At 42.2% G+C, this 24,553-nt stretch carries 21 protein-coding genes and 1 pseudogene; 2 read left to right on the plus strand and 20 right to left on the minus strand.

The window, feature by feature from the left end; translation table 11 throughout:
* Window positions 1–17: 17 nt before the first annotated feature.
* The 4 genes from tkt to yneA all read right to left on the minus strand — a co-directional run bounded on the left by tkt (window position 18) and on the right by yneA (window position 3,416).
* Window positions 18–2,021 carry a transketolase gene (tkt, locus tag HNQ82_RS08265; protein WP_183248760.1) on the minus strand — a complete coding sequence of 668 codons (2,004 nt, stop codon included), beginning with the start codon at window positions 2,019–2,021 and terminating at the stop codon, window positions 18–20.
* 144 nt (window positions 2,022–2,165) lie between these two features.
* Entirely contained in the window at window positions 2,166–2,396 is a 231-nt protein-coding gene (locus tag HNQ82_RS08270; protein WP_183248762.1) for a DUF896 domain-containing protein, read from the minus strand.
* A gap of 6 nt (window positions 2,397–2,402) precedes the next feature.
* Window positions 2,403–3,098, minus strand: a complete 696-nt coding sequence (locus HNQ82_RS08275) for a YneB family resolvase-like protein (RefSeq protein WP_183248764.1) — start codon at window positions 3,096–3,098, stop codon at window positions 2,403–2,405.
* A 15-nt stretch (window positions 3,099–3,113) separates the two neighbouring features.
* Complete coding sequence (yneA, locus tag HNQ82_RS08280; RefSeq protein ID WP_032099544.1) at window positions 3,114–3,416, minus strand: cell division suppressor protein YneA; 303 nt, start codon at window positions 3,414–3,416, stop codon at window positions 3,114–3,116.
* Window positions 3,417–3,563: 147 nt separating this feature from the next.
* On the opposite strand from yneA, the gene lexA reads away from it, so the two are divergent.
* Window positions 3,564–4,181: a transcriptional repressor LexA gene (lexA, locus tag HNQ82_RS08285; protein WP_183248895.1), complete on the plus strand. Its 618-nt coding sequence runs from the start codon at window positions 3,564–3,566 to the stop codon at window positions 4,179–4,181.
* A 44-nt stretch (window positions 4,182–4,225) separates the two neighbouring features.
* Here the strand turns inward: lexA and glnA are convergent, their stop codons facing one another.
* The 4 genes from glnA to hflX all read right to left on the minus strand — a co-directional run bounded on the left by glnA (window position 4,226) and on the right by hflX (window position 8,655).
* A complete protein-coding gene (gene glnA / locus HNQ82_RS08290) occupies window positions 4,226–5,560 on the minus strand; it encodes a type I glutamate--ammonia ligase (protein WP_055441336.1) in 1,335 nt (444 codons plus the stop codon).
* Window positions 5,561–5,614: 54 nt separating this feature from the next.
* Window positions 5,615–6,019, minus strand: a complete 405-nt coding sequence (locus HNQ82_RS08295; RefSeq protein ID WP_183248766.1) for a MerR family transcriptional regulator — start codon at window positions 6,017–6,019, stop codon at window positions 5,615–5,617.
* A 100-nt stretch (window positions 6,020–6,119) separates the two neighbouring features.
* Window positions 6,120–7,388, minus strand: a complete 1,269-nt coding sequence (locus HNQ82_RS08300) for a methionine gamma-lyase family protein (protein WP_183248768.1) — start codon at window positions 7,386–7,388, stop codon at window positions 6,120–6,122.
* Window positions 7,389–7,401: 13 nt separating this feature from the next.
* Complete coding sequence (gene hflX, locus HNQ82_RS08305; protein ID WP_183248771.1) at window positions 7,402–8,655, minus strand: GTPase HflX; 1,254 nt, start codon at window positions 8,653–8,655, stop codon at window positions 7,402–7,404.
* A 145-nt stretch (window positions 8,656–8,800) separates the two neighbouring features.
* On the opposite strand from hflX, the gene HNQ82_RS08310 reads away from it, so the two are divergent.
* The gene (locus tag HNQ82_RS08310; RefSeq protein WP_055441340.1) at window positions 8,801–9,409 is read left to right on the plus strand and encodes a trimeric intracellular cation channel family protein; all 609 of its coding nucleotides are present in this window, start codon (window positions 8,801–8,803) and stop codon (window positions 9,407–9,409) included.
* A 94-nt stretch (window positions 9,410–9,503) separates the two neighbouring features.
* Here HNQ82_RS08310 and HNQ82_RS08315 read toward each other — a convergent pair.
* The 12 genes and pseudogenes from HNQ82_RS08315 to HNQ82_RS08370 form a co-directional block, all read right to left on the minus strand.
* Window positions 9,504–10,657, minus strand: a pseudogene (locus HNQ82_RS08315) (thiolase family protein).
* A 14-nt stretch (window positions 10,658–10,671) separates the two neighbouring features.
* Window positions 10,672–11,517 carry a 3-hydroxyacyl-CoA dehydrogenase family protein gene (locus tag HNQ82_RS08320; protein WP_183248773.1) on the minus strand — a complete coding sequence of 282 codons (846 nt, stop codon included), beginning with the start codon at window positions 11,515–11,517 and terminating at the stop codon, window positions 10,672–10,674.
* A gap of 12 nt (window positions 11,518–11,529) precedes the next feature.
* Window positions 11,530–13,137 carry a long-chain fatty acid--CoA ligase gene (locus HNQ82_RS08325; RefSeq protein WP_183248774.1) on the minus strand — a complete coding sequence of 536 codons (1,608 nt, stop codon included), beginning with the start codon at window positions 13,135–13,137 and terminating at the stop codon, window positions 11,530–11,532.
* Window positions 13,100–14,200: a CaiB/BaiF CoA transferase family protein gene (locus HNQ82_RS08330; protein ID WP_183248776.1), complete on the minus strand. Its 1,101-nt coding sequence runs from the start codon at window positions 14,198–14,200 to the stop codon at window positions 13,100–13,102. Before HNQ82_RS08330 ends, HNQ82_RS08325 begins: the two co-directional genes overlap by 38 nt.
* An 11-nt stretch (window positions 14,201–14,211) precedes the next feature.
* Window positions 14,212–15,354, minus strand: a complete 1,143-nt coding sequence (locus tag HNQ82_RS08335) for an acyl-CoA dehydrogenase family protein (RefSeq protein ID WP_183248778.1) — start codon at window positions 15,352–15,354, stop codon at window positions 14,212–14,214.
* 12 nt (window positions 15,355–15,366) lie between these two features.
* Window positions 15,367–16,926 (minus strand): fatty acid--CoA ligase, encoded by a 1,560-nt coding sequence (locus HNQ82_RS08340; RefSeq protein ID WP_183248780.1) that lies wholly within the window; start codon window positions 16,924–16,926, stop codon window positions 15,367–15,369.
* Window positions 16,927–17,052: 126 nt separating this feature from the next.
* Window positions 17,053–17,982: a stage V sporulation protein K gene (gene spoVK, locus HNQ82_RS08345; RefSeq protein WP_183248782.1), complete on the minus strand. Its 930-nt coding sequence runs from the start codon at window positions 17,980–17,982 to the stop codon at window positions 17,053–17,055.
* A gap of 116 nt (window positions 17,983–18,098) precedes the next feature.
* Entirely contained in the window at window positions 18,099–18,323 is a 225-nt protein-coding gene (gene hfq / locus HNQ82_RS08350; RefSeq protein ID WP_012575112.1) for an RNA chaperone Hfq, read from the minus strand.
* A gap of 35 nt (window positions 18,324–18,358) precedes the next feature.
* A complete protein-coding gene (miaA, locus tag HNQ82_RS08355) occupies window positions 18,359–19,294 on the minus strand; it encodes a tRNA (adenosine(37)-N6)-dimethylallyltransferase MiaA (protein ID WP_183248783.1) in 936 nt (311 codons plus the stop codon).
* Window positions 19,295–19,410: 116 nt separating this feature from the next.
* A complete protein-coding gene (mutL, locus tag HNQ82_RS08360; RefSeq protein WP_183248785.1) occupies window positions 19,411–21,213 on the minus strand; it encodes a DNA mismatch repair endonuclease MutL in 1,803 nt (600 codons plus the stop codon).
* 13 nt (window positions 21,214–21,226) lie between these two features.
* Window positions 21,227–23,791 carry a DNA mismatch repair protein MutS gene (gene mutS, locus HNQ82_RS08365; RefSeq protein ID WP_183248787.1) on the minus strand — a complete coding sequence of 855 codons (2,565 nt, stop codon included), beginning with the start codon at window positions 23,789–23,791 and terminating at the stop codon, window positions 21,227–21,229.
* 74 nt (window positions 23,792–23,865) lie between these two features.
* Complete coding sequence (locus tag HNQ82_RS08370) at window positions 23,866–24,402, minus strand: outer spore coat protein CotE (protein ID WP_055441350.1); 537 nt, start codon at window positions 24,400–24,402, stop codon at window positions 23,866–23,868.
* Window positions 24,403–24,553: the final 151 nt, after the last annotated feature.

Below are 24,553 nucleotides of genomic sequence, written 5' to 3' on the forward strand. Positions count from 1 at the left end.
ATGTGCTCCCCGTTTTATTATTTGCCTAATAATGCTTTGACTCGTGCCACAACGTTTTCCACTGTAAATCCATATTCTTGCATAATTTTTTCACCAGGTGCCGAGGCCCCGAAGCGATCGATAGCTAAAATATCACCTTCATCACCTGTATAGCGCTCCCAGCCAAGAGATGAGCCCATTTCAATAGCAAGACGTTTTTTCACATGCTTCGGAATGACACTCTCTTTATATTGCGCTGGTTGTGCTTCAAAACGATCCCATGAAGGCATGCTTACAACAGAAACGTGAATACCTTCATTCGCTAACGCTTTTTGTGCTTCTACCGCTAAGCTCACTTCTGAACCAGATGCAAGCAATAAAGCTTGTACTTCCCCTTGCGCTTCAGAAACAACGTACGCTCCTTTTTTCACTCCTTCATATGCACGCTCCGCTGTCGTTGCTAGCGTAGGAAGATTTTGACGCGTCAACACAAGCGCCGTCGGACGATCTGTGGATTCTACAGCTAATCGCCATGCAGCAGCTGTTTCGTTTGCATCTGCTGGACGAATGACACATACATTCGGCATCGCTCTTAATGAAGCAAGTTGTTCAATTGGTTCGTGCGTTGGACCATCTTCACCAACCGCAATGCTGTCATGTGTAAATACATATGTGACAGGTAATCCCATAAGCGCAGCAAGTCGAATTGCTGGACGTAAATAATCTGAAAAGACGAAGAACGTACCACCGTACACTTTTACACCGCCGTGAAGCGCCATACCATTTAACGCTGCACCCATCGCAAATTCACGTACACCAAACCAAATGTTACGACCTTCGTAACTTCCAGGTAAGAAGTCCCCTGCTCCTTTAATCAACGTTTTATTTGAACCTGCTAAGTCTGCGGATCCACCTAAAAATTGTGGCACGACTTTCGCAATTGCATTCAATACTTCTCCAGAAGAAGCACGTGTTGCTAGACTCTTTCCTTCTGCATATACCGGTAACGCTTTTTCCCAACCTTCAGGAAGTTTACCGTCAATCGCCGTTTTTAATTGTTTTGCTAAATCTGGATACGCCTTTTCATATTCAGCAAATAAAGCATTCCACTCTGCCTCTTTTCTCTCTCCAGCTTCTTTTACTACTTTTTCAAAATGAGCGTACACTTCGTCTGGAACATGAAAATCTTCTTCAAACGTCCATTTATATGCTTGTTTTGTTAGCTTAATTTCATCTTTCCCAAGCGGAGCACCGTGCACGTCTGCTGTTCCTGCTTTGTTTGGTGAACCGTAACCGATTGTTGTTTTCACTTCAATTAATGTCGGGCGTTCTAAATCTTTTTGAGCTTCAGCAATAGCCCGAGCAATTTCCTCGATGTTATTACCATCTTCTACACGAACATATTGCCATCCGTACGCTTTGAAACGCTGTTCTACACTTTCTGAAAACGAAAGATTTAATTCGCCATCTAGCGAAATATCATTCGAATCATAAAGGACGATGAGGCGACCGAGTTTTAAGTGACCAGCTAACGAAGCCGCTTCTGCAGAAACCCCTTCCATTAAGTCACCGTCACCGCAAATGGCATATGTAAAGTGATTGACGATTTCAAATTTTTCCTTGTTGTATGTAGCCGCTAAATGACGCTCTGCCATCGCCATTCCGACAGCCATCGCAATCCCTTGCCCAAGCGGTCCAGTCGTTGCTTCGACACCTGGTGTATGACCGTATTCTGGATGTCCAGGTGTTTTACTTCCCCATTGACGAAACTGTTTAATATCTTCCAGCGTGACATCGTAACCGCTTAAATGGAGCAAGCTATACAACAACATAGAACCATGTCCTGCTGATAATACAAAACGATCTCGGTTGAACCATTTTGGATTGCGCGGATTATGGTTCATAAACTTCGTCCATAATGTATACGCCATTGGCGCTGCACCCATTGGCATACCTGGATGACCAGAATTTGCTTTTTCAATAGCATCAATTGACAACGTACGAATGGCTGTAATTGATAATTGTTCGATAGAGTGTGTCATTATCTTCATCCTTTCGTTTGCAAGCATTCTCACCTTTTATGATATAGAAAAGTTCGTAAAATGTACAATGGTTCACAACATTTTTTTTGACAAACTACTGAAAAAAGAGAACATCTATGTAGTATGTTCTCCATGATAAGCACATTAATGCAAACGTTTTTTCTTACTATCCCTTAATTTTTTTGGTGTGACATCATTGCCATTTGGATCAATAACTTTTACAGCATGCAACGTTTCAATCATCGACGCTCGAAAGGCAGCAATATACTCCGTACGGAGTTGAAGCTGTTCTTGCTTTTCTTCATCTGTAAGACCTTCTACTTTTGCTTTTTTAGCTAGCGCATTAATTCGTGCTATTTTTTCAGAAGATAACATTCAACCTCATTCCTTTGTATTGACATTTTTGCTCGTATCATCATACAAAAATTTTTCTTTGTTGGCAAGTTGCTCATATTCTTTGTATCGGCGATGAACAGTCGCTTTTGATACATCATATCCTAGTGAACGGAGCGTAGCCGCAATTTCTGCGAACGTTAAGCGATTTTGACGCAAACGAACAATGTCCTCTATCGGTACGTCTTTCCTATCTCTTCCAGCCTGTTCACCAACATTGCGTAAATTATTTTCCGGTCGATAGCCGTTTTGAACAGCCCGTTGCATCCCACGTTTAATTTTTAAGTTATGTATTTTTCTTTGATACTCCTCTACAATACTAATGATTTCTAACACCATCGAATCGGCTTCTGACAACTGAAGCTCTCCGCGATGACTAACTGTATACACGCGAATACCTTCTTTTTGTAAACAACGGAGAAGGGCAATTTTTGCATTTCCCCGTCCGAGCCTTGTTTCATCTTGAACGAGAACGACATCAATGCGATGTTGTTTAATTGCATCAAGCAACTCCATAATTCCTACGCGTTCAATGTCATAACCACTTGCCTGTTCTTCAATGATCTTGATAATATTCATCTCATATTCTTGGGCTAATTTTTTGAGCTCCTCTTTTTGTCTTTGTAACGATGTTTCTTGCGCCTGTTTTGTCGTACTTACACGACAATAAATAATTGCGTTCATCCGTCATCCCTTTCTCTATGGTTTGTTAGCAACAAGTTGATTTTCATGATTTGATTTTAACACAGGAATGACAATTTTCTCACCAACGATTAATCGGTCATCCGAACGCCCATTTACTTTCATCACCCATTCAATAAATTGCTGGTGCGACAATTGATGCTCGTGTTTATATTGATCTGCAAGCTCCCATAACGTATCGCCGGCTGATACTGTAATCTCAACATATTTTTCTTTATCCACGGATTGTGTTACATGTAGAAATGCCCATACAAATAGTACACTAAATAAAACCATCACCACATAATGTGATTTCCCCATACGACCTACCCCCTAGAACATTTGTTTGTATACATAATAACGGGAACTTTTGTTCGTGTCAACTATTTTTTCGAACTTATGTTTGTATTAATGTACAAAATTATGTTATAATATGGACAAAGATTGAAAAGGAAGAGGTGCATAATGATGACGAAATTGTCAAAACGGCAACAACAAATTTTGGACTTTATTAAACAAGAAGTGCGTACAAAAGGGTATCCACCGTCAGTAAGAGAAATCGGCGAAGCAGTTGGTTTAGCCTCGAGTTCTACCGTCCACGGACATTTAGCTCGTTTAGAAAGTAAAGGCTTCATCCGACGCGACCCTACAAAACCTCGAGCTATTGAGATTTTGGACGAGCACGAATCCATCCCAAAAACCAATGTCATCAATGTTCCGATCGTTGGAAAAGTCACAGCCGGACAACCAATTACTGCAATTGAAAACATTGAAGAATATTTCCCTCTTCCAGAACGGTTCGTCTCACCAGATGATCAAGTATTTATGCTACAAATTGTCGGAGAAAGCATGATTGAAGCCGGTATTTTAGACGGAGACTATGTGATCGTTCGTCAACAACAAACCGCTAATAATGGGGATATCGTTGTAGCGATGACTGAAGATCATGAGGCGACAGTGAAGCGATTTTTTAAAGAAAAAGATTATATCCGTTTGCAACCCGAAAATTCAGCGATGGAACCAATTATTGTTCAAAATGCTACAATTTTAGGGAAAGTCATAGGTGTATATCGTGCCATTTATTAAAAAAGGAAACATAAAAAAGCTAACGGAAAAACCGTTAGCTTTTTTTAGTAAAGGCTCATATATTGCTCACGTTCCCATGGGTGTACCGCTGTGCGGAACATATCCCACTCAATTTCTTTCGCTTCGACAAAGTGCTCGAATAAATGTTTACCAAGCGCGTTAACAATTACTTCATCCGATTTTAAGTTTTGAAGCGCTTCTGCTAATGTTGCAGGTAAGTCAACAATACCTTCTTCTAAGCGTTCCTCCTTTGTCATCACATAAATATTGCGATCGACTGGTGCAGGAGGTGTTAATTTATTTTTGATTCCATCTAATCCAGCTGCCAATAATACAGCCATCGCTAAATATGGGTTTGCCGCAGGGTCTACACTGCGCACTTCAATGCGCGTACTCATGCCACGTGACGCAGGAATGCGAATAAGTGGGCTCCGGTTGCGTGCTGACCAAGCAACGTAACAAGGTGCCTCATATCCTGGTACAAGTCGCTTATACGAGTTCACCGTCGGGTTTGTTACTGCTGTAAAGTTTGGCGCATGCTTTAACACACCTGCGATAAACTGCAATGCTGTTTCGCTTAATTGCAATCGACCGTTTGGATCAAAGAAAGCATTTTCACCATTTTTAAAGAGCGATAAGTTACAATGCATGCCTGAACCATTCACGCCAAAAAGCGGTTTTGGCATAAATGTCGCATGTAAACCGTGTTTACGTGCAACTGTTTTTACGACAAGTTTAAATGTTTGAATATCGTCGCATGCTTTTACAGCATTCGCATACTTGAAGTCAATTTCATGTTGCCCTGGTGCAACTTCATGATGGGATGCTTCGATTTCAAATCCCATCTCCTCTAACTCTAGTACAATATCGCGTCGGCAGTTTTCACCTAAATCCGTTGGTGCTAAGTCAAAGTAACCGCCATTATCGTTTAACTCTAACGTCGGCTCTCCTTTTTCATCTAACTTAAATAAGAAAAATTCCGGCTCTGGACCTAAATTAAACTCTGTAAATCCGAGCTCCTCCATCTCTTTTAATACACGTTTTAAGTTATAACGTGGACACCCTTCAAATGGCGTACCATCTGGATTGTAAATATCACAAATAAAACGTGCCACTTTTCCTTTTTCTGCTGTCCACGGAAAGATCACAAATGTATCTAAATCTGGGTATAAATACATATCAGACTCTTCGATACGAACAAATCCTTCGATTGATGATCCGTCAAACATCATTTTATTATCGAGCGCCTTTTGTAATTGACTAACTGGAATTTCCACATTTTTAATCGTGCCGAGAATGTCTGTAAACTGCAAACGAATATACTTTACATTCTCTTCCTTAACAATACGAAAAATGTCTTCTTTCGTGTACTTAGCCATACATATTCCTCCCCCAAAATGAAAAAGATCATTTATGTTAAAAAACATAAATTTTTAGTGAAAAAAGCGAGCAATATCTCCTTGACGAAGCGATGCCCGATTAAAACGGCCGGCTTGCATCAACTCGGCACGCAACAGTTTGCGCAACTCCGCTTCGGACAAATCTTGTTTCATCACTTTCGGTGCAACAGATGGCGTTGTTTCCATATGTTGTTGTTGACGCGAAGCAAAAATTTGTTTAATACCTGCTAAATTAACACCTTGCTCGATTAAATCTTTAATTTCAAGCAAACGATCCACGTCATTAAACGAAAATAATCGGCGGTTACCTTCTGTCCGAGCAGGTGAAACAAGACCGTGTTCCTCATAATAACGAATTTGTCGCGCTGATAAATCTGTTAATTGCATAACGATGCCCATTGGAAATAACGGCATGGAGCGACGAATGTGACTATTCATGTCGACCCCTCCTTACGTAATACGTATTTTCATTTTATTCTATGTCACTTTATATGTCAATGATATGTTATATTTTATCACATATTTTTTCTGAAAGATTTTATAATTGAATCAATTGTTTTTCAAGCAATCGATCAATCGCCATACACACAGCAATTTTTACATGTGAATACGTTAATCCGCCTTGCACATACGCCACATAAGGCGGCCGAATTGGCCCATCAGCTGATAATTCAATGCTTGCACCTTGTACAAACGTTCCTGCGGCCATAATGACGTCATCTTCATAGCCTGGCATGTAGTTTGGATATGGCGTAAAATGCGAATTGACAGGAGACGCAAATTGAATCGCTTGACAAAATGCGATCATTTGTTCTGCATCGTCAAATTGCACAGATTGAATTAAATCGGTACGTGTTGCGTTCCATGTCGGATACGTATTCATACCAATACGCTCAAGCATCGCCGCAGTAAAGACCGCACCTTTTAACGCTTGGCCGACAACATGTGGCGCTAAAAAAAAGCCCTGATACATCTCCTGCAAGCTGTACAGCGAGGCGCCTGCTTCCGCACCAATTCCCGGTGATGTCATCCGATACGCACACATTTCGATATATTCGCGTTTACCAACGAGATATCCTCCTGTTTTCGCTAATCCGCCACCTGGATTTTTAATAAGCGAACCAGCAATTAAGTCTGCACCAACATGGCACGGTTCCTGCTCTTCGACAAATTCTCCATAACAGTTATCGACGAACACGACGACGTCTTGTTTGATTGCTTTGACAAAATCAATCATCTCTTTTATTTCAGCAATAGTAAACGACGGACGAGGGTCATATCCTTTCGAGCGTTGAATGCCGATCATTTTCGTCCGTTCGTTAATCGCTTGTTTCACCGCTGCAAAATCGACTTTCCCTTCAGTGGTCAGCGGAACGCTCTGATAGCCGATATGGAACTCTTTTAACGAACCGATGCCTTTGCCACGAATACCGACGATTTCTTCGAGCGTATCGTATGGTTTGCCGGTAATATATAATAGTTCATCTCCCGGACGTAATACACCAAATAAGGCAATTGTAATCGCATGCGTGCCAGAAATAATTTGTGGACGAACGAGCGCCCTTTCTCCTCCGAATACGTCGGCATACACTTTTTCGAGCGTATCACGTCCGATGTCATCATAGCCATATCCTGTCGATGGAATAAAATGCGCATCGCTTACCTGATGGTGGCGAAAGCTTTGTAATACACGATATTGATTGGAATCAATACGCTCATCAATCGCTTGATGAATCGGTGCAATTTGTGCTTCAATTTCTTTAACGAGCCTAGCAATTTTTTCTCCATGTGTAAAATGCTGAAACATAACAAAACCCTTTCTATTTACTGTATGTTCTTAGTTGTAACAAAAGTGGATGCTCTGGCAATAGGTAACCGCTACATTCATACATACCACTTTGTTCATTGAAATGAATGTGTCGTACAATTGTTTCTGCTTTTAGCTGGGCGAGCAATTTTCCTGCAAACGCTGGAATCGCCACATCGTAACGCTCCATCGCTTCTGTCATCTTTTCTTCAATAAAATTGCGCAAATTTTGAACATCTTGTTCATAAAACGCACTCACTAACATATAATCGGTCTTCGGGCTTGGTACAAAGCTTGGAAGAACGATGTCACGTTTGTTATATACCGTCGCCATTGGAATGTTTGTCGCTTCCAGCTCCTCAAGCAAACGGTAAACGGTTTGTTCATGTTGAATATAGTCCGGATTTGACGAATCAACAATATGTAAAATCAAGTCGGCTTCTTTCACTTCTTCTAGCGTCGAACGAAACGCCGCAACGAGCGTTGTCGGCAAGTCTTGAATAAACCCGACCGTGTCCGTCAAAAGCGTGGTATAGCCACTTGGTAACACCAGTTTCCTTGTGAGCGGGTCTAGTGTCGCGAACAATAAATTTTCTTCAAACGCATCCGCGTTCGTGAGCCGGTTAAAAAGCGTTGATTTCCCAGCGTTTGTGTAGCCGACTAGCGCGATTTGAAACACCGCATTTCTCTTTCGTCGTTGGCGATACCGTCCGCGATGTTCAACGACCGCTTTTAGCTGCGCTTTAATTTCGTCGATGCGGCCGCGAATATGACGACGGTCTGTTTCTAGTTTCGTTTCTCCCGGTCCTCTCGTTCCGATTCCACCGCCTAATCGAGAAAGTTCTACACCTTGTCCACTTAAGCGCGGCAAAATATATTGTAACTGAGCAAGCTCGACTTGCAATTTCCCTTCCCTTGAGCGAGCACGGCTTGCGAAAATGTCTAAAATAAGTTGCGTCCGATCAATGACGCGTACGTGTAATAACTTCGTTAAGTTGCGGTTTTGGCTTGGTGACAATTCATCATTAAAAATAACGACATCTGGTTCAAGCTGTTCAACAAGCCGAACAAGTTCTTCCACTTTTCCTTTACCGATATATGTCGCTGGATGAATCGTGTCCCGTTTTTGTGTAAGACTTATGACTACCTCACCGTTTGCGGTATGAACGAGTGAAGCAAGCTCTTCTAGCGAATACGAGAACCTTTCATCATCAACGTGTGGTAATTGACACCCAACAATAATGACTCGCTCTTGTTTTTTTTGCATATTTTCCCTCTTTCCTGTTGAACGTCTGTTCTCATCATAACAAATCTTATGTAAAAGTGCTATGACTGAAAAATGATCGTTGATTTTTTCATATTTTATACATAAAATTTTAACGTAATGTTACATTATAGAAAGGATTGCGAGAATGACTTGGGAAGTATTAAGTATGATTGGTACCATTGCTTTTGCGATTAGTGGAGCTATTGTCGCTATGGAAGAGGAATACGATATTTTAGGTGTATACATCCTCGGAATTGTTACGGCATTTGGTGGCGGTGCTGTGCGCAACGTATTAATTGGTGTACCTGTATCTATTCTTTGGCAACAACAAACACTTTTTTTTATTGCATTTATTGCGATGACGATTGTCTATTTGTTTCCACAAAAAACGTTACCTCATTGGCAACGTTGGGGAAACTTTTTCGATGCCCTTGGACTTTCAGCCTTCGCCATTCAAGGGGCGCTGTATGCCGTTCAAATGAATCGTCCGCTAAGCGCAGTGATTGTTGCGGCTGTATTAACTGGGAGTGGTGGCGGAATGATTCGCGATATACTAGCCGGAAGAAAGCCTCTTGTATTACGTGATGAAATTTATGCTGTTTGGGCCATTGTAGCGGGGGTTGCTGTCGGAACGGGAATCGTACATTCTTCAGTTAGTTTGTATGTATTATTTGTTATCGTTGCAACTTTGCGCATTTTATCTTATACATACAACTGGAAATTGCCGAATAAGTCATTGAAGGCGGAAAACTGAAACAGAGGGTGTCCCAAAAATAACGGGACACCTTTCTTATTACTTATTACCATGCATACCATGAAACACCTTCATAAAACTGTGTCGTCCCTCATTATTCTTCGCATCGTTCAACAATAGTCGCGGTTGCCATGCCGTGCCCAATGCAAATCGTTAATAATCCATAGCGTCCCTTTCGTCGTTCAAGTTCGTGAACGAGAGACGTCATGAGTTTCACACCCGTTGCCCCAAGCGGATGACCTAACGCAATCGCACCGCCGTTGACGTTTACTTTCGAAAGCGGCGCACCGATTTCTTTTTGCCAAGCAAGGACAACAGGAGCGAACGCTTCATTAATTTCAACAAGGTCGATATCGTCAATTGTAAGGTTCGCTTTTTGCAATATTTTTTCGTCGCCGGAATGACACCGTCCAACATGTACGTCGGATCGGAGCCGACGACTGTTTGAGCAACAATTTTTACTTTTGGTTTCAAACCAAGACAAAGCGCTGTTTCGCGCTCCATCAGTAGCACGGCCGCTGCGCCGTCGCTCATTTGACTTGCGTTTCCAGCTGTAATTTTTCCGTCTTGTTTAAAGACCGGCTTCAACGCTGCCAACGCTTCAAGCGATGTATCTTGGCGCGGTCCTTCATCGGCGGTTACGATGATGTCGTTACCGTCTTGATCAATCCCACCTACTGGTACAATTTCTTCAGTGAAACGACCTTCTGCTTGCGCCCGAAGCGCCCGCTGGTGGCTTTCGTACGCATATGCATCTAACTGTTCTCGTGTCAATCCGTATTTTTCGGCAATCAATTCAGCAGAAATGCCTTGGTGGACGAATTCGTATTTTTCATGGAGCGACGGTGGAATCGTCCGCTCGTTTCCATCGCTTAAAATCGGCACTTTCGTCATACTTTCCACACCAGCCGCAATCGTGATGTCCATATCGCCTGATTTAATTTCCTGCGCAGCGAAATGAAGCGCTTGCTGCCCCGAACCGCACATGCGGTTAATTTGCACTGCGGGCACGTCAACGGGAAAGCCTGCCTCAAGTGCCGCTAAACGCCCGATATTATATCCTTGCTCGCCAATCGGTGTCACGCATCCCATCACAATATCTTCAATCAACCGCTTTTCTACCTTAGCACGCTTCACGACTTCTTCAAGTACAATGGCCGCTAAATGCACCGGATGTTTGTCGCGAAATACCCCGTTTCGCTTGCCGACAGGAGTGCGTACCGCTTCAACAATGACCACTTCACGCATGCTTTTCCCTTCCTTCACTCATATGTGTAAAATCCTTTGCCTGTTTTTCGGCCGAGATGTCCTGCTTCAACGAGTTTTCGGAGCGTTTGTGGCGGGCGGAACCGATCGCCATATGCTTCTGTCATATTTTCGCTAGCCAATAACATCGTATCTAATCCGACTAAGTCGGCAAGTTCAAGCGGACCCATCGGGTAATTCAGCCCCAGGCGAATCGCCTTGTCAATATGTTCCGCAGAAGCGACTCCTTCTTCGTACATGCGAATACATTCCAACATATGCGCAGCTAGCGCCCGCGTCGTCACAAATCCCTGCATATCTTTTACAATGACTGTTTCTTTGCCGATAGATTCCGATAGTTGCTGAATCGCTTCAATCGTTTGTTCAGATGTCGCCACACCTTTGACGATCTCAATGAGTTTCATGACTGGAGCCGGATTAAACCAATGCATGCCGACGACTTGGCTCGGACGCTTCGTCGCCGCAGCAATCGCCGTGACGCTTAATTCCGACGTATTTGTCGCTAAAATCGCTTCTCGTTTCGCGTAACGATCAAGCTGTTCAAATACTTGTTTTTTGAGCGGCAAATGTTCTGGCACCGCTTCGATGACAACGTCCGCCGCTTTCACTGCTTCTTGCAAGTTCGTTTCGGTTTGAATGCGTGAAAGAATAGCCGTTGCCTCTTGTTCTTGTAGTTTGCTAGCTTTTACAAAACGAGAAACGCTTTTTTGAATGGATTGCATTCCTTTTTCAAGCGCTTCATCAGAAATATCGTATAAATAAACTGTTTTTCCGCCCATCGCTAATGACTGGGCGATGCCGCTTCCCATTAAGCCAGCACCAATCACCGCAATTGTTTGCATCCCCACTCCCCCCTATTGAACGTTTGTAAAATAATCGCGCAGTTGTTCACGTAATTTCATTTTTAAAAATTTTCCGACACTCGTTTTCGGAATTTCGCTCATGAAGACGATGTCATCTGGCAGCCACCATTTCGCAAATTGCGGACGTAAAAACTCGTATAGCTCCTCTTTTGTCACATGCTTTCCTTCTTTCACTACGACGCATGCGATCGGGCGCTCTTGCCATTGTGGATGCGGCACGGCAACAACCGCCGCTTCAAACACCGCTTCATGCGCCATCAATGCATTTTCTAAATCGACAGACGAAATCCATTCTCCACCGCTTTTAATGACGTCTTTTGTCCGGTCCACAATTTTAATAAACCCTTCTTCATCTACTGTCACGACATCGCCTGTATAGAGCCATCCGTCGCGAAACGCGTCTTTGCTTCGCTCATCATTATAATATTCATCGGCAATCCACGGACCGCGCAAGCATAGTTCGCCCATTTCCGTTCCGTCCCACGCCACTTCGCCGTCTTTGCCAATTACTTTCATTTCTACCCCAGGGACAAGAAATCCTTGCTTCGCACGAATGTCCATTTTTTCTTCGTTCGATACGTGCTGCTGGTAGCTTTTGAGGCGCGACAAGACGACAAGTGGACTCGTTTCCGTCATGCCGTAGGCGTGTACGAACGGGATGCCGTATTTTTCTTCAAAGGCGCGAATCATTCCTTTCGGTGCTGCTGAACCGCCGCATAAAATGCGCGTTACGCTGCGTAAATCGTATGTGCCTCTCTCCAACTCGTTCAATAACCCAAGCCAAACAGTCGGCACACCGGCAGCAAGCGTCACTTTCTCTTGTTCCATCAGCTCGGCTAATATTTTCGGCGTAAATGCCGCCCCCGGCATGACAAGCGTCGTCCCGAACCAAACCGCCGCAAACGGCAAACCCCACGCATTCGCATGAAACATCGGAACAACTGGCAGCGCCACATCCGATTCCGATAACGCCGCGCTATCGGCAAGCCCAAGCGCCATGCTATGGAGAACGATGCCGCGATGGGAATATAACACGCCCTTCGGATTTCCGGTTGTTGCGGACGTATAGCACATGCCAGCAGGGTGATGTTCGTCGATGTCTTTAACAAACGAAATCGGTTCGGCTTGTTGCAGCAACTGTTCATAATGATAAACGGGCGCAAGCGTCGTCTTCGGAAGCGTCGGTTCATCGGTCATAATGATAAACGCCTCGACGTTTATTTCGTTTTTCACCCGTTCAATGAGCGGCAATAAATCGTCGTCAATCAATAGCACGCGGTCGTTGGCGTGGTTAATAATATAGGCGATATGTTGCGGCGACAGGCGAATGTTAATCGTATGCAACACCGCCCCGATACCCGGAATGGCAAAATACGCTTCTAAATGGCGATGATGGTTCCACGCGAACGTGCCGACGCGGTCTCCTGTATTGACACCAAGCGCTCGCAGTGCACTAGCAAGCTTTCTCGTCCGCTCGCCAATTTCTTTATACGTATGGCGGACAATCCCGTTTTTCATCCGCGAAATGACTTGTTTTTTCGGAAAAAACATTTCTGCCCGTTCAAGCATTGTCGCAATATTTAATGGAATGTTCATCATTTACCACCACTCCTTTATGTTCGTTTAGTTTCGGGGCTCGTGTACGTTTCGCAAAAAACTGCTCATCGTAACGGGTCGCTACTTCGATTTGGTCGTTGTCGATATGAATCATTTTTCGGTACGTATCGCTTGTAAACCACGTTTTCGCCTCATCGGTTTCTAATACCGGTGTTAAACAACAGTCGACTTGTCCAGAAAAAGCGATCCATTGTTGAAACGTTTTCGAACGAAACAACTGCTTTATTTCTAGAAAGAGAGGATTGTCGTCGCAAGCCGCTGATAGATGTCCTTCGTACCACTCTGGCTTTTTGACTGCATCGCAAAAATTGCGCCAAAAATGCACTTCAAGCGCCGCAAGCGCCACATATCGCCCGTCTTTCGTTTCATACAGATGATACGACACAACCGTCCCAGCTAATATCGGAATCCCATTTTTTTGTCCGGTATCGTGCTCGAATACAAAATGGTTCGTCATCATCGCAAGCAAGCCGTCAACAAGGGAAACGTCTATATAACGTCCTTTCCCAGTCCGTTCGCGCGCATATAACGCAGCGGTAATTTGTTCGACGACATGCATGCTCCCGATGAGATCAGCAAGCGTAATCGTCGGATGAATTGGGCGACCGTCCGCTTTCAGCTGGGCTAAAACGCCTGAAAGCGCCATGTAGTTTAAATCATGACTTCCAAACGATGCATACCGGCTATGTTGACCGTAACCACTAATCGAACAATATACAAGTGATGGATTCATAATGGATACGTCTTCATAGCCGAGCCCAAGCTTTTTCATAACACCGGGGCGAAAACTTTCGATAACGACGTCCGCTTGGCGGATGAGCTGTTGCGCCGTTTGAACATCTGTTGCGTTTTTCAAATTTAACGCTATGCTTTTTTTATTTTTATTGTTCGCGTCAAACAGGCAGTCAGCAGCAAGCCCCCGCATCCGTTCGCCTGTTTTTGGCTCGATTTTGATTACTTCCACACCTAAATCGGCTAAGCGAAGGCTCGCAAACGGGCCGGGGAGATAGTGGGAAAAATCAATCACTTTGATTCCATCCAGCAACAAAATCCCCCCTACAATCCAAGATGTTTGGCAATGATCATTTTCATTACTTCATTCGTGCCTGCATAAATAGCGCTAACCGGAATGTCGCGATAACGTCTAGCCATTTCGTATTCTTCCATATAGCCATAGCCTCCATGAAGCTGCATTCCTTCCGAAGCGACACGCTTTGTCATTTCCGTAATCCACCATTTCGCCATCGATACGTTGGCCACAACGTCTTTCCCCGCGATATGTTGTTCGATAACATCATCAAGAAACGCGCGCCCTAATGCAATTTCCGTCGCCATTTCCGCGAGCCGGAATTGGACGGTTTGAAATTGGCTAATCGTTTTTCCAAACGCTGTACGCTCTTTCACATATCGTTTCGTTAAGTCAAACATCACTTCTGCTGCTGTTTGGGCAGCGATGGCGACGATAAGCCGCTCTTGTTGTAATTTTTCCATTAAATAGTAAAAACCTTTTCCTTCTTCGCCGAGCAAGTTTTCTGCCGGAACTTTCGCGTCGCTAAAAAATAACTCGGCTGTATCTTGAGCATGTAAGCCGACTTTTTCTAGCTTCCGGCCACGTGTAAATCCCGGTGTTTCTCGTTCGACGACAAGGAGACTCATGCCTTTATGCGGCGGATTAGCCTGCGGATTTGTTTTGCAGACGACGATGACTAAATCCGCATGAATGCCGTTTGTAATAAACGTTTTTTGTCCGTTGACGATATAATGGTCGCCATGTTTCACTGCTGTTGTTGCAATACTTGCTAAATCAGAACCTGCACCTGGTTCGGTCATCGCAATGGCGGTGACAAGCTCCCCAGACACGCATTTTGGCAACCATTTTTTCTTTTGCTCATCTGTTCCGTACGACGCGATGTACGGAACAACGATATCGTTATGCAAGCCGATGCCGACAAGGCTTGACCCTACTTTCTCTAACTCTTCATTAATGACGACCGAATAACCGAAATCGGCACCAAATCCACCGTATGTTTCGTCTACCCACGGACAAAGGAAGCCGTTCTCTCCCATTTTCCGCCAAAACTCCCGTGGAATGATTCCTTGTTTTTCCCATTCGGTATAAAACGGATACGCTTCTTTTTGTAAAAATTTACGGAACGCTTCACGAAATATATGATGTTCTTCCTGTAAATATGTTGCCATGCTGTCACCACCCTATGATTGCGTCATTTTCTTCATTTGTTCGCGCAATAAAAACTTTTGAATTTTTCCGCTCGCATTGCGTGGTAGTGCATCGACGAAATAATAGGCGCGCGGTCGTTTGTATGGCGCGAGTTTGTCGCTTTGTTTGCAAAACACCTCTAATTGTTCCGCAGTAAGCGATTCGTCTTTTTTCACAACAAACGCAATGACTTTTTCTCCCCATAGCGCATCCGGTTCACCAAGTACCGCGACATCAAGCACTCCTTCATGTTCATAAAGTACGTCCTCTACTTCGCGCGGATAGACGTTTTCACCGCCGCTAATAATCATGTCATCGACGCGATCCGCAACGTATAAATACCCATCTTCATCCATATAGCCTAAATCGCCGGAATGATACCAACCTTTATACATCGCTTTTTCCGTCGCATCTTCACGGTTGTAGTAGCCAACCATCATGCACGGGCCTTTGACAATAATTTCGCCGACTTGTCCTGGCGGCAAAATGTCATCCGGGTCAGACGGTCCATCTTCGCGCGGTTTAACGATGCGAATTTCATGATTTAAGCACACGCGCCCGGCAGACCCCGCTTTCGTTAATTGCTCATCTTCGTATAAGAAAGTCACCGCCGGCCCCATTTCCGTCATGCCGTACGCTTGAATTAAGTCAATGCCTAACCGTTCTTTGCATTCTTTCACAAGCACTGGCGCCATCGGAGCAGCTCCGTATAACCCGATGCGAAGCGACGATAAATCATAATCGGACAATTTCTCTTGCAACAGCATATTCCACATCGTCGGTGCAGCAAATAATATAGTAATTTGCTCTTGCTCGATGACGCTTAACACTTGTTTCGGGTCAAAATGGTGGACGATGACGTTTGTTGCGCCAGCGTGAACACGCGGAAGGAAACAACAATGCAATTCTGCGCAATGAAACATCGGTGCGGTGACAAGTCCCCGCTCTGTTTCGCGAATACGCATAACAGAATTGCAAATCAAGCTTTGTTCGACCATGTCGCGATGTCGATGCATCACTCCTTTTGGTCGCCCTGTCGTTCCGCTTGTGTACATAATCGCATACAAGTCATGTTCAAAAACATCGATGGCTGGAAGTTCGCTATTTGCGCGTTGGATTTGTTCATGATAGGAAACTGCATATGCTGGTGCTTGCCCATCAATGACCCAAAAAGAAATATGTGGAAATTCATGATGAATGGCTGCGATTTGTGGCTCAACGGCTTGTTCAAATAGCACGATTTTTGGAGTGGCATCAGCTAAAATGTAAGCGATTTCTTGTGAGCGTAAACGAAAGTTGATCGGGTTGAAGACAGCCCCGATTTTCGCGCACGCAAAAAAAGCAGTCGCCAGTTCTGCCGTATTAAATAACACGGTCGATACGCGATCTCCTTTTCGGACTCCCGCTTCTAAGAAAGCGTTTGCAAGTTGGTCCACTTCTTTTTCCCATGCTTCGTACGTATAACGAAGCCCTGTACGAACATCAACAAGCGCCTCTTTTTTTGGGAATTTCCTTACAGACTGTGAAAATAGTTCTCCAATTGTAATATACAAAATAACCCCTCCTCAACTTTTTATATTAATATAAGTAATATTTTTTATTTTCAGATTATATTCTACAAAATAAAAAAGAAACCCTTCTTTCTTACATAAAAAATAAGGAAGGTCTCCCTTCCCTATTTATTCAACAACTAAATCGCGTTCTCTTATAATCATCAATTCTTTTTTATCATAACGCCCTTCATGCAACAGGCGCACTGCTTGTTTCCGAATTGCTTTTTCAATCAAATTTCGAATGTAACGACCGTTACTAAACTTTCTTTGATACCCCCCAGTTAACAGCTGTTCAATATGTTCACGTAGCTTTCGTTCTGCTTCGGAAGTAAGCTCATATTCTCTCATGTGAAGCATTTGTTTTGCGATTTGTACAAGTTCCTCTGTTGTGTAATCAGGAAATTCGAGCATTAACGGAAAACGTGACGGCAATCCTGGGTTTAACGATAAAAAATAATCCATCTCAGCCGGATATCCGGCTAAAATTACGACTAAATCGTCAGAAAAATCTTCAATTCCTTTTACTAATGTATCGATGGCTTCTTTTCCAAAATCTTTTTCTCCTCCGCGTGCAAGTGAGTAAGCTTCATCAATAAATAAAATGCCTCCGCGTGCTTTTTTAATTAAATCGCGCGTTTTATTCGCTGTATGACCGATGTATTCACCGACTAAATCAGCACGTTCTGCTTCAATAAAGTGTCCTTTGGATAAAACGTTCATTTCTAAAAACAACTTTCCAAGAATGCGAGCAACTGTCGTTTTTCCTGTACCTGGGTTCCCTTTAAAAATCATATGAAGCGATTGTTTATTTCCTTTCAATCCGTTCACTTGACGTGCTTTATTAATATATAGCCAAGCATAAATTTCCTTAATTAATTTTTTCACTTCACTCAGTCCAACTAATTCATCTAGCTCTTTTTGAATTTCTTTCAGCACCGCATGTTGATGATAATCAATTCGATTAGGTGCTTCTTCTTTTGGCAAATAATTGACGTTTTTTGCGTTAAGCACAATATTAATTTGACTTTTCGTTTGCTTCATCGTCAACTCTGACAAGGCGACGTCACCTCTCCTTCATCGTTGCTTCTTTTATCAATATACGCTGTTGTTGCCTATTTCGTGACAAATGCCTAATGAAAAAAATCGCCCACCGATATGGTGAGCGATTTGGGTTACTCGATCTCGATTTTCACATTTTTTTGTGGTGCAAATGTGGAAATCGCATGTTTATAAATTAGTTGTTGTCTTCCGTCCACTTCTAATAACACTGTAAAATTGTCAAATCCTTTCACTAATCCACGCAATTGAAATCCATTCAGTAAAAATACAGTAACCGTCGTTTCTTCCTTCCGCAATTGATTTAAAAACTGATCTTGAATGTTTATTGTGTTTTTCATTACGTCGTCCTCCTCTTTTTCTCTCTACATTACGTCTATATATTCGCTTGAAAGTGAAACTTTCCTTCTATGTAGTGCAAAATTTCATTGACTCGCATCTCAAACATTGTGTCATCCGTCATGTCAAACCACCGAACAGGCATTTGGTTACGGAACCATGTAAGTTGGCGCTTCGCGTAGCGACGGGAGTTTTGTTTCAACTGTTCGATCGCTTCTTCAAGCGTAATTTTTCCATCTAAGTGTGCATAGAGCTCTTTATAACCGATGGCTTGAATGGCTTGACAGTCGTGTAAACCTTGATCATACAATCGCTTCACTTCTTCAATCAATCCTTGAGCAATCATTTCATCTACTCGCCGATTAATACGTTCATATAGTTTTTCTCGTTCCATTGCCAACCCAATGAGCGCAACATTGTAAACAAGTTGTCGTTTTTGTTCTTTTAGCCATTCTGTCATTGTTTTCCCTGTGCAATGGTAAATTTCTAACGCACGTATGACACGGCGAACATTATTCGGATGGATACGTTCCGCACTTAAAGAATCTATACGTTTCAGTTGTTCATACAGCTCATCAGACGAATATCGCTCGAGCGACTGACGATACAAGTTGTTGGAAGGTGCATCTGAAAATTGATAATCATAAATAACAGATTGAATATATAGCCCTGTACCACCAACGATGATTGGAAGCTTTCCTCGTCTCGTAATATCTGTAATAAGTGAGCGAGCAAGCGTCTGAAACTCTGCAACAGAAAAAGATTCATGTGGCTCTTTTATATCTAGTAAATGGTGTGGGATGCCTTCCATTTCTTCTTGACGAATTTTAGCCGTCCCGATATCTAGTCCTCTGTATACTTGCATGGAGTCTCCATTGATAATTTCTCCGTTTAAACGTTTGGCTAACTCTACGCTCATTTTCGTTTTCCCCACAGCCGTTGGACCAATTAACACAACGACTTTCTCTCCCATACAATACCACTACTTTCCACTCTAATTCACATTTATTTATTATAGACAAACCTTGTGCATTTTATCATCTCATTTTGAAAAATTTCATTCGAAAGCGGACGAAACATATTCGGTTTCTACATGACGCGTTTAAACATTTTTTCTAGCTCATAAGTAGAAAAATGAATAATAATAGGCCGACCGTGCGGACATGTAAATGGATCGCTCGTTTTACGCAACGATTCAAGCAACGCAAATATTTCATCGTTGCGCAAAAACTGATTCGCCTTAATGGATTGTTTACAACTCATCATAATGGCCGCTTTTTCTCGGAGTTGCTTAATGTCTACTTTTTTCATCACTAACACTTGCTTGATCATTTCCTCAATGATTGTTGCTTCTTCCCCTTTTGGAAACCATTGAGGATGAGAACGAACAATAAAACTGTTATGACCAAACGGCTCTAAAAATACGCCACACGCAGCTAATTGATCGCGATAACTGTCAATAAGCAAATATTCACTTGATGAATAAGTAAACGTCAACGGGATAAGCAACGGTTGTAACTCATTTGTGACCATTACTAATTTTTCGCGAAAATATTCATATTTGATTCGCTCTTGTGCAGCATGTTGATCAATAATATACAGCCCATTTTCATTTTGAGCTAAAATATACGTCCCGTGCATTTGTCCAATCGGATATAGCGGTGGAATACGCTCTTGATCTATTTCTTCTAGGTTCTCCACATTAGGTGACTCCGTATCCATATCACTAGCACGTTCTTCGCTTTTCTCTAATACGATTTGTTGTTCTGCTTTCTTTTCTGGCTCACAAGATGAGATCGTTCGCGGTGGAACAATGTTCGATTCCTTCACGATATGTTCAAACGAAAACGTTTGTTGTTCTGTTCTCGGCTTTTCCACTCGTGGTATGGTTACTTCGGGAATGAGCGTCTGTTTTTGAAACGCTTGGCGAATCGTTTGTTGGACAAGCTCATTTAACTCGGATTCTTTACTAAAGCGCACTTCCAACTTTGCTGGATGAACGTTTACATCTACAAGAAGTGGATCCATAACAATATTTAAAAATGCAATTGGATGCCGTCCAATTGGAAGAAGCGTATGATACCCTTCTTCAATCGCTTTATATAACGAATAGTTTTTAATATATCGTCCATTTACGATCGTCGTTATATAGTTCCGGGACGCGCGCGTCACCTCAGGTAAAGCGACATAACCGTCAATCGTAAAATCAAGAGTCTCTGCATGAATAGCAATCATTTTTTTTGCAGTATCAAATCCGTAAATTGCAGCTAACACTTGCCGTACATCCCCATTTCCGTTCGTATAAAACAGTTGTTTTCCGTTATGTGTTAATCGAAATGAAATATGCGGATGTGCAAGCGCTAGACGATTCATGACATCAACCACATGACCAAGCTCCGTATGAATGGTTTTCATATATTTTAGACGAGCTGGCGTATTGAAAAATAAATGGGAAACGGTCATATCTGTTCCTTTTCGACTGCTCGTCCGACCATGCTGCACAAGTTCTCCGCCTTTGAAAACAAGCCACGTTCCTGGTCCTTCACCGGTACTCGTCTTCAGCTCTAAATGCGAAACGGATGCAATACTAGGCAATGCCTCCCCTCGAAAGCCAAGCGTACGAATGCGAAACAAATCTGTTTCTTCTTTAATTTTACTTGTTGCATGTCGTTCGAACGCTAAAAAACAGTCTTCCTCTTCTAACCCATCTCCGTTGTCAACCACGCGAATTTTTGCCAATCCCGCTTCTTCTAACTCGACTTCAATGATGGTGCTATGAGCATCAATCGCATTTTCAACAAGTTCCTTCACAACAGAAGCCGGGCGTTCCACAACTTCCCCTGCTGCAATTTTATTCGCTAACGCGTCATCAAGTTTGCGAATTTTCCCCACGTTTTTCCTCCTTTCACTTTAGTAGCTTTTGAATGTCATATAGTTTATTCATCGCTTCAAGCGGTGTCATATCAAGTAAATCGAGCGCCTGAATACGCTTAATCACTTCTTTCTCCTTTTTTGATATATCCGAACGCACTTTGTCATGTTGTTCTTCAAACATGCTTAATTGCTCAAACTTCTCTTTCTTGTCTTTTATGATCGGTGTCGAATTTGATTCAAATTCAAATAAAATTTGTTCAGCCCGTTGAATCAAATCTAACGGCAACTTAGCTAAGTGAGCTACATGAATGCCGTAACTTTTATCCGCTGGACCTTCTTTAATTTTATGCAAAAAGATTAATTTACCATTTTCTTCTATAGCACTCACATGAACATTTTTTAGGCGTGGCAATCGTTGTTCGAGTGCCGTTAATTCGTGATAGTGAGTACTAAATAGCGTTTTGGCACCGATGCGATCATGAATATATTCGATCATAGCTTGGGCGAGCGCCATACCGTCATATGTGGATGTTCCACGACCAATTTCATCAAATAAAATAAGGCTATTTTGTGTCGCGTGAACGATCGCATGACGCGCTTCTAACATTTCAACCATAAACGTACTTTGACCTGCAACTAAATCGTCAGCCGCTCCAATGCGCGTAAATACTTGATCAAAGATCGGTAATATCGCTTCTTCCGCTGGAACAAAACAACCAATTTGTGCCATAATAGCTGTTAATGCAATTTGACGCATGTACGTGCTTTTTCCAGACATATTCGGTCCTGTAATAAGCAGCATTTCTCGTTCAGCATCCATATAACAATCGTTTGGAACATAAATATTTGATCCTAATACTTTTTCAACAACAGGATGTCGCCCCTGTCGAACTACAAGACGACGATCGTGAGAAAACTGCGGTTTACAGTAATTATACTTTTCACTGACAGTAGCAAAACATTGTAAAACATCTAATTGGCTTATGTTTTTTGCTAATTTTTGCAAACGAACAATATATTGTTTTACTTGTTCACGTATAGAAACAAACAATTCATATTCTAATTCTATGCTTTTTTCTTCTGCTTCTAAAATAAGTGCTTCTTTTTCTTTCAACTCTTTCGTCACAAAACGTTCGGCATTAGCTAGCGTTTGTTTACGTTCATACCGCCCTTCAGGTAATAAATGTAAATTTGCTTTTGTTACTTCGATATAATATCCAAACACTCGATTGTAACCAATCTTTAATGATTTAATTCCCGTTAATTCTCTCTCTTTCGCTTCTAACTGCGCAATCCATGTTTTCCCATTCCGACTAGCATCCCGAAATCGATCTAACGTTTCGTTGTAACCATCTTTAATGATTCCACCCTCCTTCACAGAAAGCGGTGGATTTTCTTCAATTGCTTCTTCTAACAATTGAACAAGTTCTTCACAGGCATCTAACTGTTGTGCAAATGATTGAATGTGCTCATCACAAATTTGCATAAGAAGCGAGGAAATGAAAGGTACTTGTTTTAACGATTTTTTCAATTGAATTAAATCACGCGCGTTCACATTTCCAAATGCCACACGTCCAGCTAACCGCTCTAAATCATATACACTGCGAAGGTATTCACGTAATTCTTGTCTTTCAAAATAATGTATCAAAAATTGCTCCACGAAATGCAATCGCTGTTCGATTTTTTCACGATCTAATAGCGGACGATCAATCCATTGCTTAAGTAAACGCCCGCCCATAGCGGTCATTGTCTCATCAAGAAGCCAAAAAACAGAACCAACTTTTCCTTTTGTTCTCATCGTTTCCGTTAACTCTAAATTCCGTTTGGAGTACATATCAATTTTCATATGTGAATTAACTTCATACAGCTCGACCGGCTGCAAATGCGTCAAATTTCGTTTCTGTGTTTTTACTAAGTAATTCAATAATCTTCCAAACGTCACGAGTAACTTTTCTTGTTTCAAATGTGAAACAACACGTTCACAAGCCGGTGGAATCATTGTTTCATCTTCACATGAAATCGTAAGAGCATATCGTTCTTGTAGCGATTTCCATTGTTCTTTAGACGTCGTCGCAACAACAATTTCTTTTGTGCCAATGGAATAAATTTCATTGAACACATCTTCAAACGAATGAAGAAGCGTGATACGGCTTTCCCCGGTTGTCAAATCTGTATACGCGAGTCCGTACGTACCATCTTCAAATGACGTCAATGAGGTTAAATAGTTGTTTGCTTTCTCTTCAAGCTGCTTCCCTTCCATAACCGTTCCTGGTGTAATGAGTTGAACAACTTCTCGGCGCACTACCCCTTTCGCTGTTTTTGGATCTTCAACTTGCTCACAAATCGCAACTTTATAACCTTTCTCAATCAAACGTTCGATGTACATAGCAGCCGAATGATAAGGCACCCCGCACATCGGTACGCGTTCTTCTCCCCCACCATCTCGGCTTGTAAGCGTAATTTCTAATTCTTGTGATGCTTTAATTGCATCTTCAAAAAACATTTCGTAAAAATCACCGAGGCGGAAAAATAAAAAAGCATCTTTATATTGTGACTTAATTGCTAAATATTGTTGAATCATCGGTGTATAAGCCATGATCTTTCCTCCAACATCCGAAATATTGACTTCAATTATTATAACAAAAATAAAAACTAGGAAGAACAAACTTCCTAGTTTTTATTGCTCCCTTCTTGAAGAAGCTCTTCATCTAACTGTTCTAATTCCGCTTCAATATCTTCCTCTATTTCGTCTGATGATGTATCAACGACCGCAATACGTACTTTTGTTTCTCCGATGACTTCTGCAACAAACTCCCGCTCTACTTCGACAGTTACTTTATTTCCGTTTGGAGCAATCGTACATTCTAAACAATTTGGTTGTTGAACAACGCGTGCAATCACTTCTTGTTCTTCACTAATAAGCTCTTCATTACGATACTTTAACGGAATCATATCGGTGTACGATACTGTCTCTGTAAGCACTTCCGTTTTTGTATTATCGTTGTACGAATACCAAACATTCACATCATACTTGCCATGAATTTCAACATTGCGATCTACCTTTTTTGCTTCGTACCGATGATTAATAATCCAACAACCGAGCACGCTCGTTGGACGATGTTGAGCGGAAACCGTATGCGTCGATTGCGTAAACTTTCGGCCTTTTCCCACAACCGCCTTTGTGATAATCTCTCTGTATTGGGACATGAAACAAACCCTCCTCAAAAATGCATTGTTCATTTTATCCTATGCATGAGAAACATAAAAGTGTACATAAAAAAACAATCATTCCGTATAGTTCATTGTATGCAACTCATTCGAAATATGTACAAAAAACATAAAAAAGAGCCCATATAAA

Origin of the sequence: Anoxybacillus tengchongensis (assembly GCF_014201585.1) — a bacterium.
Lineage (GTDB): Bacteria > Bacillota > Bacilli > Bacillales > Anoxybacillaceae > Anoxybacillus > Anoxybacillus tengchongensis.